This is a genomic window from Streptomyces sp. NRRL F-2664 (assembly GCF_000719345.1).
Taxonomy (GTDB): Bacteria; Actinomycetota; Actinomycetes; order Streptomycetales; family Streptomycetaceae; genus Streptomyces.
The window spans coordinates 30905-43681 of record NZ_JOFX01000001.1; the positions used below are offsets into that span (position 1 = coordinate 30905).

Genomic DNA, 12777 nt, shown 5'->3' on the forward strand with positions numbered 1-12777 from the left:
CCGGCAGGTGTACGTGCGGGACCCCGCCGGGCGGGGGAACGGCACGACACGGCCGGGGAAGTCCTGACGGCGATCGGCCCGGATCAGGGTACGGGCACGGCGGCCCGCTCCCGGGCCAGCAGGCGGCGGATCTCGCGGACCGCCGCGCCGCCCGCGCGGTTGGCGCCGACGGTCGAGGCGGACGGGCCGTAGCCGACCAGGTGGACCCGCTCGTCACGGACCGCGCGGGTCCCCTCGACCCGGATGCCGCCGCCCGGCTCGCGCAGGCGCAGCGGCGCCAGGTGGTCGACGGCCGCCCGGAACCCGGTGGCCCACAGGATGACGTCCGCCTCCACCCGGCTGCCGTCCGCCCACACGGCCCCCGTGGGGGTGATCCGGTCGAACACCGGACGGCGGTCCAGGACGCCGGAGGCCAGGCCGGCCCGGACGGCCTCGTTCAACGGCAGGCCCGTCACGCTGACCACGCTCTGCGGCGGCAGCCCCCGCCGCACCCGCTCGTCCACCAGCGCGACCGCGGCCCGCCCCTCGGCCTCGCCGAAGCCCCCGTCGCGGAAGACCGGCGGCCGCCTGGTCACCCAGGTGGTCTCCGCAGCCACCTCGGCGATCTCCAGCAGGTGCTGGACCGCCGACGTGCCGCCGCCGACCACGATCACCCGCTTGCCGGCGAACTCCTGCGGCCCGGCATAGCCCGCGGTGTGCAGCTGGCGGCCGCGGAACGCCTCCTGCCCGGGGTAACGGGGCCAGAACGGCCGGTCCCAGGTCCCGGTGGCGTTGATCAGGGCCCTCGCCGACCACACTCCGGCCGAGGTGTCCACACGCAGCCGCCCGCCGTCGCCCTCCCGCACGGCCGACACGTGAACGGGCCGCCGTACGCGCAGGTCGAAGCGGTCCTCGTAGGCTGCGAAGTACTCCCCGACCACCTCCGACGAGGGGCGCAGCGGGTCGGCGCCGGTCAGTTCCATGCCGGGCAGTGCATGCATGCCGTGGACCTTGCCGTAGGTGAGCGAGGGCCAGCGGAACTGCCAGGCCCCGCCCGGGCGGGGCGCATGGTCGAGGACCACGTGGTCGAGCCCCGCCCGTGTCAGGTGGTACGCGCCGGACAGGCCCGCCTGCCCGGCGCCGATGACCACCACGTCCACGTCCGTCTCCGTGTCCGCACCGGTGCCCGCGTACCCCATGAGTTCGTTCACGGTTCTACCAACTCGCGGGGGTCACCGGTTCTTCCCACCCCGCGAGCCCGGCATGATCCGCCCTCAGGCCCGACGGGCGGCGGCGGGCCGACGCAGCGTGGCCAGGACCGGCCCGTCCGGCTGGAGCGTGAGGCCGGGGAACACCCGGGCCGGTTCGCCGCCGCTGTCCAGGTGGAACCGCTGCCCCAGCACCGCCAGCACGAGGGTGGCCTCCACCAGGGCGAACCGGGCGCCCAGGCAGGCCCGAGGGCCGCCGCCGAAGGGGAACCAGGCGTGCTCGGGCACCGGGTGCCGGGCGGCGTCGTCCCACCGCTCGGGGCGGAAGGACTCCGGGTCCGGGAACCACCGCCGGTCGCGGTGCACCGACCAGGGACTGGTCCACACCGACGTTCCCGCCGGGACGGGCCTCCCGCCGATCGTCGCCCCCTCGGTCGCGACCGCCGAGATCAGCCAGATGGGCGGATAGAGGCGCAGCGTCTCCTTGACCACCTGCCGGGTCCACGGGAGCCGCGCGTAGTCGTCGTACGCAGGCAGCCGCCCCCCGAGCACGCGCTCCAGCTCCTCCGTCAGCCGGGCCCGGGCCCGCGGTGCCCCGGACAGCAGCTGCCAGGCCCAGGTCAGGGTGGTCGAGGTGGTCTCGTGCCCGCCGATGTAGAGGGTGATCGACTCGTCCCGCAGCTCCGTGCGGGACAGGGGGCCGCCGTGCTCCCCGCGCGCCGCGAGCAGGCGGCTCAGCAGGTCGTCGCGCTCCACCCCGGCCTGCGAAGCCGCCTCGTGTTCCCGGATGACGTGCTCGATCTCCCGGTCGAGCACCGCGACGGCCTCCCGCATGCGGCGCCGGCCCGGAGTGCGCACCCACGGCGGCAGGAACAGCGTCAGCCCCCGGAACTCCGCCCCCAGTTCGCGCTGGGCCGTGGCCATGGCCGTGCTGATGGGCTCCTCCCGGCCCGCCGCGTCGCTGCCGAACAGCGTGCGCACGGCGATGCGCTGCGTGAGTCCGGCCATCTCCCGGTGCACGTCGATCCGGTCGCCCTCCCGCCAGCCGCCGGCCAGCGCGTCCGCGCACTCCACCATCGTGGCGGCGTACGAGCGCACCTGCCGCGGCCGGACGGCCGGCTGGACCAGGGCCCGCTTGCGCCGCCAGTCGTCCCCGGTGGCGACGACCACTCCATTGCCCAGCAAATGGCGAAACGCCCAGCCCAGCTCGCTCGGCGCGAAGGTGGATTCCACGGCGGCCAGCAGCTCGCCGGCGTGCTCGGGGCGGGAGACCAGCACGTTGCGCCGAGGGCCGAGGGACCACGACACCCAGTCCCCGTGGTCGTCGCGCAGGGACTCGAAGAAGGCCAGGGGATCGCGGGCGAAGGCGGGCAGGTTCCCGAGCAGGGGCCAGCGGCGCGGGCCGCCGCCGCGGGAGCCCGGGGGCAGGGTCGCGGTCACGCCCGCATGGTGACAGCCGCGCCGACAGGGCGCCAGAGGCGCACCCGGCCCGGCACCGCCGACACCGTCAGCCGGTCCGGTGCCCCGTGCGCGCCGCGCGAGCTGCCAGCCACCGGTACGCGGCGTCCGCGCCGAACTCCGGTTGCCCGCCCCGGAAGAGGAGCCCGGCGCCCGCGCAGGCCGGGTCGTCCGCGATGTCGGGCGAGTACGGCACCACGACACAGTCCATGCCGGCGGCGCGCGCGGCCCGCACCCCCGGCACCGCGTCCTCCACGACCACGCAGTCGGCCGGTTGCGCCCCCAGCCGGCGGGCGGCCTCCAGGAACACGTCCGGAGCGGGCTTGCCCTGCGCGACCTCCTCGGCCGATACCACCGTGGTCAGCAGCGCGTCCAGGCCGGTGCCCGCCAGGACGGCGTCGATCGCCTCCCGCGAGGAACCGGAGGCCACGGCCATCGCCGCCCCCTCGGCGCTCAGCCGCTCGACGAGCCTGCGCATCTGAGGGAAGACCTCGGTCCGGGTGCGGGCGAGGTCCAGATAGGCGGCGTTCTGCTCGGTGAGCAGCTGCTCCACCGGTGCCGGGATGCTGTACCGGTCCTTGAGGATCTCCAGCGTCTCCAGCGTGCCGATGCCGATGAAGCGGGAGTGCTGCTCCCACGTGAAGTCGGGGACGCCGTGCCGCTCCAAGGTGCGGCGTCCGGACTCGTAGTAGTTCGGCTCGCTGTCCACGAGGGTGCCATCGAGATCGAATATGACGGAAATCATTCGATGTGTCCGTCCTGCAGGTCGCGTTCAGTCCCGGCCGTCGTGTCAGGTTGTGCGGGCGTTCCTCCCCACCTCTTCGACCAGTGGCAGGAGCCGGTGCGGCACCCGCTCGCGCAGCGCCACCTCCGTCCGGGTGCGGACCACACCGGGGAGCTGGATCAGCCGCTGGATCACGTCCTCCAGATGGGCGTTGTCCCGGGCCGCCACACGGGTCAGCAGGTCCCCGCCGCCGGTGATCGAGAAGGCCTCGATGATCTCGGGTACGGCGGCCAGCGCGTCGCCCACGTCGTCCAGATGGCCCTGGGTCACCTCGATGTGCACGAAAGCCAGCACCGGATGGCCGAGGGCCGCGGGGGAGAGCACCGGCCCGCTCCCGGTGATCACGCCGGTGCGCTCCAGCCGGTCGAGCCGGGCCTGGAGGGTGCCGCGCGCGACACCGAGGATCCGGGCGTACTCGCGGACGCTGGTGCGCGGCTGCTCGATCAGCAGGCGCAGGATTCTGGTGTCGAGCTCGTCCACCGCCATGATGGGGACTCTACCAACGGCGCAGTTCAGCGCGATCCTTCCCGGCCAGGGGCCTGACCGGTGCGCAGCGCGGGCTGCCCCCGGTAGGCCAGGCCCACCACCAGCACCGCGACGGCGGCCGGCAGCAGGAGCCAGCCCACCGCGCAGCCGGCCCGGATCAGCAGCGCCCCGAGCGCCCCGCCGGTGAACATGGCGAGAACGGACAGGCCGCGCAGCTGCCATCCGGCCGTGCCGTACCCGTAGACGGCGTCGCGCCCCATGGCCGAGCCGCCGAGGAACGCCGTCATGGACCGGGTGACCAGTGTCGTCGGCACGCCCGGCACGTTCGCCCGCATGATGGTGGTGTTGCGCACCCCCATCGCCAGCGCCACCACCGCCATCACCGCCAGGTGCCGCGCGTCCGGTGTCCCGTACTGCGGGGCCAGCCCCCAGGCCGCGGCCGCGGCGGCCGCCAGGAGCCCCGACTCGACGACCAGGCCGAGGACGAACCAGTGCCTCCCCCGGGACTCCGTCACGGCCTCCAGGTGCGAGCCGCAGACCACCCCGAGGACGAACGCGGCCAGCGAGACCCCGGCGGGCAGCGTCGGCAGGTCGCCCGCCTGCGCGGCACCGAAGGCGAGGAAGAGCACGTTGCCGGTCTGCATCGCCGTGAAGGCGGGCCCGAGCGCCAGCAGGCTCACCGCCTCGACCACCCCGGTCACCCCGGTCAGGGCGACCATCAACGCCGGCATGTGCGGCGGGAGCTGCGAACCCGCCGTCCGCACGGCCTTCCGGTCCTCGTCCATGACGCCCGACAGTGACACGCCCGCCCGGTCCCGGCCTGTCGACATGCCGGAAGGCATAGGGTCCGGAGGGTGAGCGACCTGATGCTGGTGAGACACGGTGAGACCGCCTGGAGCGCCGACGGGCGGCACACCGGGCGCACCGACGTACCGCTGACCGCGCGCGGCGTCGAGGAGGCCATCTCCCTGGCCCCGTACTTCCAGGACCGGCGACCGGCCCTGGTGCTCACCAGCCCCCTGCGCCGGGCCGTCGCCACCGCCGAGCTGGCCGGCCTCGCCGGCGCCGGCATCGACTCCGACCTGTACGAGTGGGACTACGGCGCCTACGAGGGCATCACCAGCGCGGAGATCCACCGCACCACGCCCGACTGGTCCCTGTGGACCCACGGCGTGCCGCCCGGCGACGCCGACCATCCCGGCGAGAGCGCCGCCCAGGTCGGCGCCCGCGCCGACCGGGTCCTGGCCAGGGTGGCCCCCGTGCTGCGGGCGGACGACGGCGACGTGGTCCTCGTCGCCCACGGCCACCTCCTGCGCGTCCTGACCGCCCGCTACCTGCGCCTGGAGCCCGAGCAGGGCCGGCTCTTCCTGCTGCGCACGGGCACCGTCAGCGCACTGTCCACCGAGCACGGCCTCCCGGTGATCGCGGGCTGGAACACCCGCCCCTGACCCGCGTCCTCTCGCCTCGCGCGCCGGGGCCGCCTGCGTGAACATGCGTACATGAGCCATGACGCTGCGGGCGACCGCCCCGCGACGCCCACCCAGGAAGCGGGGCTCAGGGCCGGCGCGATCGGATTCCTCGACGCGCTCGTCATCGGTCTGAACTCGACCTCGCCCGCCTACTCCCTGGCCGCCGTCCTCGGGCCGATCGTGGCCCTGGTCGGGATCTACGCGCCGGGCGTGATCCTGGCCTCCTTCGTGCCGATGCTGATGATCGCCGCCGCCTTCTACTACCTGAACAAGGTCGACCAGGACTGCGGCACCACCTTCTCCTGGGTCACCCGGGCCATGGGCCCGTGGGCCGGCTGGCTCGGCGGCTGGGCGATCGCCATGACGGGCGTGCTCGTCATCGGCTCGCTCGCGGACGTGGCCGTCAACTTCGGACTGCTCGCCCTCGGGCTGGACGACTGGGCGGCCAACGCCTGGATCCGGCAGGGCCTCACCGTCGCGGTGATCCTGGCCATGACCGCGATCTGCGTCATCGGCACCGAACTGTCGGCGCACGTCCAGGACGTCCTCATCCTCGCCCAGGTCTTCTTCCTCCTGGCCTTCGCGGTGGTCGCCCTCTACCGCATCTACGCCGGCACCAGCACCCTGGAGGAGATCGAGCCGTCCATCAGCTGGCTCAACCCCTTCGGCGCGGGCGGCGCCGCCCTCACCGGCGGACTGCTGCTCGGCGTGTTCATGTACTGGGGCTGGGAATCGGCGGTCAACCTCACCGAGGAGGTCGAGAACTCCGCGACCGCCCCCGGCCGTGCCGGGATCTGGTCGACCGTGATCCTCCTGGTCACCTACCTGTCCGTGTGCATCGCCGTCGTCGGCTACGCGGGCACCGTCTTCCTCGCCGAGAACGCCGCCGAGGAGGAAGCCGTCTTCGCGGTGCTCGCCCACGAGGTCATGGGCGGCTGGGACTGGGTGGTGCTCCTCGCCGTCTGCACCTCCGCGCTCGCCTCCACGCAGACCACGATCATCCCCGCCTCCCGCACCGCCCTGTCCATGGCCCGCCGGCACGCCCTGCCGCCGCACCTCGCACACATCCACCCGCGGTTCCGCACCCCGGACGTGAGCACCTGGTGGGTGGCCGGCATCGCCATCGGCTGGTACCTCGTCGTCAACCAGATCAGCGAGAACGCGCTCCTGGACTCGCTCACCGCGCTGTCCCTGCTCATCGCCTTCTACTACGCGCTCACCGGCCTGGCCTGCGCCGTCTACTACCGCCGCCACCTGCTGGAGGGACCGCACAACCTCCTGCTCATCGGCGTCGGCCCGGTGGTCGGAGCCGGTCTGCTCATCTGGCTGCTGGTCGAGTCGATCGGCGACATGGCGAACCCGGAGAACTCCGCCAGCGGCGTCTCCTGGTTCGGGCTCGGACCGCCCCTGGTCATCGGGATCGCGATCGCGCTCGTCGGCGTGCTTGTGATGTCCTTCTGGCGGGTACGCGACGGCAGGTTCTGGCAGGAGCGCCGCGGAGTGGTCGACCCCGCCCTCGTCCACGCCCGTAAACGCTGAGGAGGCAGGAGACGCGATGTCCGTGGTCCTCGGATACGACGAATCACCCGGCGCGGAACGGGCCCTGTCCGTGGCGCTGGAGGTGGCCACCGCCTTCGGCGAACCACTCGTCCTCGTCTACGGAGCCGCCGCCCCCGGCAGCACCGGCGAGGAGTACCGCGCCCACCGCGAAGCCGTCCGCCAGGCCGGCCGCAGCGCCCTCGCGCACGCCGTCGAGGAGGCGGACGCCGCCGGGGTCCCCTCCACCGTCGAGGTCGTCGACGACAAACCCGCCCAGGCCCTGCTCGATGCCGCCGAACGCCACGGCGCCCGCGTCATCATCGTCGGCAGCTGGGGGGACAGCCCCATGCGCGGCGCGCTCCTCGGGTCCACCCCGCACAAGCTGCTGCACCTCTCGCCCGTCCCCGTGCTCTGCGTGCCCACAGGGAACGCCCCGCCGCGCTGAAACGGACAGGCGCGGCGGCCGCCCGCCCGCCTACCATGCCCCGATGACGGAACTCCAGCGGCTCCGAGCCGAACACGCCCCGGCCCTCCTCGCGTTCGAGCGCGCCAACCGCGCCTACTTCGCGGAGTCGGTGCCCGACCGCGGGGACGCGTACTTCGCCGAATTCGACGCCCGTCTCGCGGAACTGCTCGCGGGACAGGAGGCCGGCCGCGACCACCTCCACCTGATCATCGGCGGGGACGGGGAGGTGCTCGGAAGGGTCAACCTGATCGACGTCGAGGACGGCTCCGCGGAACTGGGCTTCCGCGTCGCGAAGGAGGCGGCCGGCCGGGGCCTGGCCACCAACGCGGTCCGGCAGGCCCTGGTGCTCGCCGCGGACACGTACGGCCTGCGCCTCCTGCGCGCCGCCGCGACCGTCGACAACACCGGGTCGCGCACGGTCCTGCAACGCACCGGCTTCCTGCCGGTGGGGGAGACCGTCCTGGACGGCCGTCCCGCGATCCGCTACGTGCGGGACCTGGGCGCGGCACGGCAGCGACCGGCGGGTGCCTGAACAGCCGTCAGGAACCCGCCGGCCGGATCCGGGCCTCAGGGGCGGGCGAGCGCGCCCTCCGGCGCGGCCGACGCCTCCTGCGGCGCCGCCGCATCCTTGGCGCGCAGCCGGGTCAGGGCCGGACTGGTGATCGCCGTCGTGACCAGCGCCATCAGGACCAGCATCGTGAACAACTGCGGTCCGATCACGCCCAGTTCCAGACCGACATTGAGCACCACCAGCTCGGTCAGCCCGCGGCAGTTCATCAGGGCGCCGATCGACAGGGCCTCCCGCCACGGTCTTCCGCAGATCCGGGCCGCGCCCGCCGCTCCGCCCCATTTTCCGAGGAAGGCGACCGCCAGGATGGCGGCCGTCCAGAGCCACAGCTCGGGCGAGGCCGTCAGGCCCCCGACGTCGGTGCGCAGCCCCGTGTGCACGAAGAACAGCGGCAGCAGCACGGGCACCGTGAAGGCCCGCAGCCGGGCCGCCGCCCGCTCGATGCGCCCGCCGCCGCGCGGGGTGATCACGCCGAACAGGAAAGCGCCGAACAGCGCGTGCACGCCGATCCGGTCGGTGGCCAGCGCCGACAGGCTCAGCCCGCTGAAGAGGGCGACCAGGACCGTCGCGTCCCCGGCCCGGTCGGCGCGGGCCGCGCAGCGGGCCAGCAGCGGCCGTACCGCGTACAGCATCAGCAGGGTGAACGCGACGGCGAGACCGGCCGTGGTGGCCGCCTCCATCGGGGACCCGGCCGAGGCCAGGGCCACCACCACGGCCAGCAGGCACCACGCCACGACGTCGTCCACGGCCGCGCAGGCCATGGCGAGTGCCCCGAGCGGAGTCCCGTACAGTCCCCGGTCGATGAGGATCCGGGCCAGTACGGGGAAGGCCGTGATGCTCATGGCCACGGCCATGAACAGGGTGAACGGCATGCGGCCCACGCCGTCCGGGGCGAAGCCGCCGTACATCGCGGTCGCCAGGAGCGCGCCCAGGACCAGCGGCAGGAGCATCCCGGCCTGGCTCACCGCGACCGCGACGCGGGTGTGGCCGCGCAGGTTCTTGAGGTCGAGCTCCAGCCCGACCAGGAACATGAAGGCGAGCAGGCCGAGCTGGCCCAGCACCGAGGTGTACGGAAGGACGGACGCGGGGAACAGCGCGTGCTGGGCCTCCGGCCAGATCCAGCCCAGCAGCGACGGGCCCAGCAGGATGCCGGTGGCGATCTCACCCACCACCGGCGGCTGGCCGATCCGGCGGCAGACCGCGGCTCCCGCCCGGCAGGCGAGGATCACCGCGGGGACGGCGACCAGCAGGGCGGGCAGCGGATCAGCGGACGACACGGGTACCTCCTTCGGGGGCGCCGGGGCGCAGAGCGGCGGACGGGACGGGAAGGGCGGCCGGCGGCGGGACCGAGGCCGCCTGCGACCACCGGGCGTAGCGGCGCAGGCCGTACAGCAGCGGCTGCGGGTCCTCCCGCACGGTCACCCGGCGGACCTCGGCGAACACGGCGGTGTGATCGCCGAACCCGACGGTCCGGACCACGGCGCAGTCCGCCACGGCGTGCGCGTCCGCGGTCAGGTGCGGCCCGCCCGCCCCCAGCGGCAGCCGCCACTCGACGCGCTCGAAGCGGTCGGGAGCGCCCGAGGCGAACAGGTCGGAGGCGCCGCGGGCCCGCTCGTGCAGCAGGTTGAGCGCGAACGCCCCCTGGGCGAGGACCACCGCGAGGGTCGGGCTCGCCGACCGTATGCACACAAGGACCGTGGGCGGTTCGAGTGCGACGCTCGCGACGGAGCTGCACGTCAGTCCGTGCGGGACGGTGTCCGCATCGAGGGTGGTCACGACGGACACCCCCGTGGGGAAGGCGGCCATGAAGGGCCGCAGATCCGCGTGCCGGTCTCTGTCCGACTCGTCCGGTGCGGCGGGGTGGGGCGCGGAGCGGTGGGGCATGTCTGACTCCTGAGGTGGCTGGAAGCGACAACGGCCCGGCAGCCGGCCAAGAGCCGTGCTGCCGGGCCGCTGTCGCGGGGGGCCTTACGCGCCGTGCAGTTGGCGCAGGTAGTCGTACGCGCTGGGGAGGGTCTCCAGCAGGTTCTGCTGCTGGCGCTTGACGGTGTCGAAGAGCGGTTCGGCGGCCGCCACCGACTCGGGCCGGTGCGCGAGGGTGGGCAGCGGGGCGTCCGGCTCCAGGCCGAGGCCGGCGAAGATGCAGTAGTAGCTGCCGTTGGTCCAGAAGTTGCGGAACTCCGCCTCGAAGTTGCCGTAGTACGTGGACTCGTCGGTGATCGGGGAGTTGATGGGCAGGCCGGCCTTGTAGGCGGAGATCTTCTGCTGGATGTTGTCGGGCAGGACCAGCTTCTTGTTGGCCTGCCAGAACGGCGTGTCGTTGCGCGGCGCGTAGAAGAAGTGCGCCTGGATGAAGTCGCGGGTGTCGTCGAACATCACCTCGATCTCGTGGTTGAAGCTGTTGATCAGCCCCTCGTTGAAGGTCTTGTCCGGGAAGTGCTTGGCGAGCTGGTAGATCGCGGCCGTGATGAAGTAGATGCCGGTCGACTCCAGCGGCTCCAGGAAGCAGGACGACAGGCCGATGCTGACGACATTCTTCACCCACGCGCGGCGGTTGCGGCCGACGCGGAAGCGAATGTGGTTGAACTTCGTCTCCTCCGCGTCCAGACCCCACATGTCGGCGAACTCGCGGGTGGCGGTGTCCTGGTCGGTGAACTTGCTGGAGTAGACGTAGCCGGTGCCGAAACGGCCCAGCATGGGGATCTTCCAGGCCCAGCCGGAGGACATGGCGATCGCCGAGGTGTACGGCTCGACCCCGCCCGCCTCGTCGTCGTGGGGCACCGCCGTCGCCACCGCGCTGTCGCAGAGCAGGTGGTCGCTCATGTCGATGAAGGGCTCCTCCATCGCCTGGTTGATCAGCAGCCCGCGGAAGCCCGAGCAGTCCACGAACAGGTCGGCGTCCAGGGCCAGTCCGCCCTTGGTGTGCAGCACCGTCACGTGCCCGCGGGAGTCCTGCTCGACCCGGACCATCTCGTCCTGGACGTGGTTCACGCCCTGCTTCTCGGTGGCGAAGCGGCGCAGGAAGTCGGCCACCAGCTGGGCGTCGAAGTGCCAGGCGTACCGGGTGGCGGGCCGGCCGTCGAGCCAGCGCGGGGCCTTCATGGCATCCATCACGGGAGGCTCGCGGAAGCAGGCGTAGTCGAACGGCTCGGTGGTGCGGCCCTCGTACTTGCGCTTGAACCAGTAGTGCGACAGCGGCGTCTGGTCGTAGTCGGGCAGGAGCCCGAAGGGGTGGTAGAAGTGGTCCGGGCCGCCCCCCGGGAGCTCCCGGGCGGTCGACTCGCCCTGTCCGCCGGTCCGCCAGTTCACGAAGCGCACGGCCATCTTGAAGCTGGCGTTGCACTCCCGCATCCACTCGTCCTCGGCGATCCCCAGGTAGTCGAAGAACGAGCGCTGGAGATTGGGCACGGTGGCCTCGCCGACTCCGATGCGCGGGATCGTCGGCGCTTCGAGCACGGTGATGTCGACCGTTCCCTGGAGCGCCTTGCCGAGATATGCGGCCGTCATCCAGCCGGCCGTGCCGCCTCCCAGGATGACGACCTTCTGAAGCCGGGTGTCGGTGCTGGTCATGAAACAGCCCTCATTTCGGAGTCGGCGGTTCGGGTGGTCGTGCTCATCAGTGTCGAAAAGCGCCCTATCACCGCCCTACACCGAAAGGATCCAGCCGTTGTAGGCCCGTTGTAGGCCCCCCGAACAGACTCGTCCCGCAGGCACAGCCACAGGCGGACGACGACCGGGAGGACGCGATGACCACCGCAGCGACCGAGACAGCGGGGCCGGCGGTACGCGTCCGCTTCCTGGGCGATTTCGAGCTGACCGTGAACGGCACACCCGTACGGCGCTGGCGGGCCGGCAAGGCCCGCGGACTGTTCCAGTACCTCGTGCTCCACCGCGGCCAGATGCTCACCCGCGACCGGCTCTACGCCTCCCTGTGGCCCGGCACCGACAGCACCGCGGGCAGTTCGCTCAAGGTCGCCGCCCACGCGCTGCGCCGCGTGCTGGACGCCCACCCCGACCACCCGGGGGACTCCGGGATACAACTGGTCTACCGCGACTTCGGCTACGTCCTCAACGTCTCCGCCCTGTGGTCCGACCTCGACCGCTTCCAGGAGCTCGTGCACACCGGCCTGCGCGCCGCCACCGCCGGCGACACCGCGCTCGCCCGGACCCGGCTGCGGTCGGCGATCGACCTCTACGGCGGCGAGTTCCTGCGCGGCGAGAGCGCCGACTGGGTCGTCGAACAGCGCGAGTACCTCAGGGCGCTGGCCCTGCGGGCGCTCGGCGTGCTGCGCACCGACGCCGAGGAGCGCGAGGACTTCGTGGAGCTGATCGGACTCTGCAAGCGCACCCTGGAGATCGACCGCCACCACGAGGAGACCTACCGTGCGCTGATGGCGGCGCACGGCCGGCGCGGCGAACTGGCCTGCGTGCGCCGCTGGTACGAGCTGTGCGCCCGCCGCCTGCGCGACGAACTGGCCGTGGCGCCCGGCCAGGAGACCCAGCGGCTGCTGCGCACCCTGATCCCGGCCGCCGCCCGCGCCGCCGCCCCACGCCCCGCCGGGCCCGGCTCCGTCGGCGGCGCCCCTGCCACCGTCCGCGCGCTGCGGCCCGCCGGGCGGCAGCCCGGGACACCCGTGTGGAGCGCCGAGGTCCGCAGCCCCGCCCCGGCCCGCCCCGTGCGCCGGGCCCGGCCCGACAACCGGGCCCCGTCCGTCCTGGCCCGCGCCGCCGACCCCGCGACCGCGTGACCGACACCGTCCAGCGCCACCGCTGTTCGGCGAGCCCCGTGAATCCCGCGACCGAGTGAGGACCCCACCGTG

At 73.2% G+C, this 12777-nt stretch carries 13 protein-coding genes; 5 read left to right on the top strand and 8 right to left on the bottom strand.

Features of this window, described 5'->3' with window-relative positions; all coding sequences use genetic code 11:
* Window positions 1–83: 83 nt before the first annotated feature.
* The 5 genes from IF89_RS0100140 to IF89_RS0100160 all read right to left on the bottom strand — a co-directional run bounded on the left by IF89_RS0100140 (window position 84) and on the right by IF89_RS0100160 (window position 4745).
* Window positions 84–1178 carry an FAD-dependent oxidoreductase gene (locus tag IF89_RS0100140; protein ID WP_030759087.1) on the bottom strand — a complete coding sequence of 365 codons (1095 nt, stop codon included), beginning with the start codon at window positions 1176–1178 and terminating at the stop codon, window positions 84–86.
* 75 nt (window positions 1179–1253) lie between these two features.
* The gene (locus tag IF89_RS0100145) at window positions 1254–2627 is read right to left on the bottom strand and encodes a cytochrome P450 (RefSeq protein WP_043192469.1); all 1374 of its coding nucleotides are present in this window, start codon (window positions 2625–2627) and stop codon (window positions 1254–1256) included.
* 67 nt (window positions 2628–2694) lie between these two features.
* On the bottom strand, window positions 2695–3390 hold the full coding sequence (locus IF89_RS0100150) for an HAD family hydrolase (protein WP_030759093.1): 696 nt from the start codon (window positions 3388–3390) through the stop codon (window positions 2695–2697).
* Between the two features lie 45 nt (window positions 3391–3435).
* Window positions 3436–3915 (bottom strand): Lrp/AsnC family transcriptional regulator, encoded by a 480-nt coding sequence (locus IF89_RS0100155; protein WP_030759096.1) that lies wholly within the window; start codon window positions 3913–3915, stop codon window positions 3436–3438.
* 26 nt (window positions 3916–3941) lie between these two features.
* Window positions 3942–4745 (bottom strand): YoaK family protein, encoded by an 804-nt coding sequence (locus tag IF89_RS0100160; RefSeq protein ID WP_158717771.1) that lies wholly within the window; start codon window positions 4743–4745, stop codon window positions 3942–3944.
* 24 nt (window positions 4746–4769) lie between these two features.
* Between IF89_RS0100160 and IF89_RS0100165 the strand changes: the two genes are divergently transcribed.
* Genes IF89_RS0100165 through IF89_RS0100180 form a run of 4 tightly spaced genes read left to right on the top strand, consistent with a single transcriptional unit; the run spans window position 4770 to window position 7921 of the window.
* Window positions 4770–5363 carry a histidine phosphatase family protein gene (locus IF89_RS0100165; RefSeq protein ID WP_030759103.1) on the top strand — a complete coding sequence of 198 codons (594 nt, stop codon included), beginning with the start codon at window positions 4770–4772 and terminating at the stop codon, window positions 5361–5363.
* A gap of 51 nt (window positions 5364–5414) precedes the next feature.
* Window positions 5415–6923: an APC family permease gene (locus IF89_RS0100170; protein WP_030759106.1), complete on the top strand. Its 1509-nt coding sequence runs from the start codon at window positions 5415–5417 to the stop codon at window positions 6921–6923.
* 16 nt (window positions 6924–6939) lie between these two features.
* Window positions 6940–7368: a universal stress protein gene (locus IF89_RS0100175; protein WP_030759109.1), complete on the top strand. Its 429-nt coding sequence runs from the start codon at window positions 6940–6942 to the stop codon at window positions 7366–7368.
* A 43-nt stretch (window positions 7369–7411) separates the two neighbouring features.
* Window positions 7412–7921, top strand: coding sequence for a GNAT family N-acetyltransferase (locus tag IF89_RS0100180; RefSeq protein ID WP_030759112.1), 510 nt, complete (start codon window positions 7412–7414; stop codon window positions 7919–7921).
* Between the two features lie 35 nt (window positions 7922–7956).
* Here the strand turns inward: IF89_RS0100180 and IF89_RS0100185 are convergent, their stop codons facing one another.
* From IF89_RS0100185 to IF89_RS0100195, 3 genes are all read right to left on the bottom strand, one after another.
* A complete protein-coding gene (locus IF89_RS0100185) occupies window positions 7957–9234 on the bottom strand; it encodes a cation:proton antiporter (protein WP_051806654.1) in 1278 nt (425 codons plus the stop codon).
* Window positions 9221–9841, bottom strand: a complete 621-nt coding sequence (locus IF89_RS37460; RefSeq protein WP_030759118.1) for a flavin reductase family protein — start codon at window positions 9839–9841, stop codon at window positions 9221–9223. Before IF89_RS37460 ends, IF89_RS0100185 begins: the two co-directional genes overlap by 14 nt.
* Window positions 9842–9925: 84 nt before the next feature.
* Window positions 9926–11527 (bottom strand): tryptophan halogenase family protein, encoded by a 1602-nt coding sequence (locus IF89_RS0100195; protein ID WP_030759121.1) that lies wholly within the window; start codon window positions 11525–11527, stop codon window positions 9926–9928.
* Window positions 11528–11703: 176 nt separating this feature from the next.
* On the opposite strand from IF89_RS0100195, the gene IF89_RS48975 reads away from it, so the two are divergent.
* A complete protein-coding gene (locus IF89_RS48975) occupies window positions 11704–12705 on the top strand; it encodes an AfsR/SARP family transcriptional regulator (protein ID WP_051806655.1) in 1002 nt (333 codons plus the stop codon).
* Window positions 12706–12777: the final 72 nt, after the last annotated feature.

What these genes read in the sequence shown, in the direction of transcription:
- IF89_RS0100155 (WP_030759096.1), bottom strand. Translation starts at nt 3,915, where the DNA reads ATGGCGGTGGACGAGCTCGACACCAGAATCCTGCGCCTGCTGATCGAG.
- IF89_RS0100175 (WP_030759109.1), top strand. Translation starts at nt 6,940, where the DNA reads ATGTCCGTGGTCCTCGGATACGACGAATCACCCGGCGCGGAACGGGCC.
- IF89_RS0100150 (WP_030759093.1), bottom strand. Translation starts at nt 3,390, where the DNA reads ATGATTTCCGTCATATTCGATCTCGATGGCACCCTCGTGGACAGCGAG.
- IF89_RS0100140 (WP_030759087.1), bottom strand. Translation starts at nt 1,178, where the DNA reads ATGGGGTACGCGGGCACCGGTGCGGACACGGAGACGGACGTGGACGTG.
- IF89_RS0100170 (WP_030759106.1), top strand. Translation starts at nt 5,415, where the DNA reads ATGAGCCATGACGCTGCGGGCGACCGCCCCGCGACGCCCACCCAGGAA.
- IF89_RS0100160 (WP_158717771.1), bottom strand. Translation starts at nt 4,745, where the DNA reads ATGTCGACAGGCCGGGACCGGGCGGGCGTGTCACTGTCGGGCGTCATG.
- IF89_RS48975 (WP_051806655.1), top strand. Translation starts at nt 11,704, where the DNA reads ATGACCACCGCAGCGACCGAGACAGCGGGGCCGGCGGTACGCGTCCGC.
- IF89_RS0100195 (WP_030759121.1), bottom strand. Translation starts at nt 11,527, where the DNA reads ATGACCAGCACCGACACCCGGCTTCAGAAGGTCGTCATCCTGGGAGGC.
- IF89_RS0100180 (WP_030759112.1), top strand. Translation starts at nt 7,412, where the DNA reads ATGACGGAACTCCAGCGGCTCCGAGCCGAACACGCCCCGGCCCTCCTC.
- IF89_RS37460 (WP_030759118.1), bottom strand. Translation starts at nt 9,841, where the DNA reads ATGCCCCACCGCTCCGCGCCCCACCCCGCCGCACCGGACGAGTCGGAC.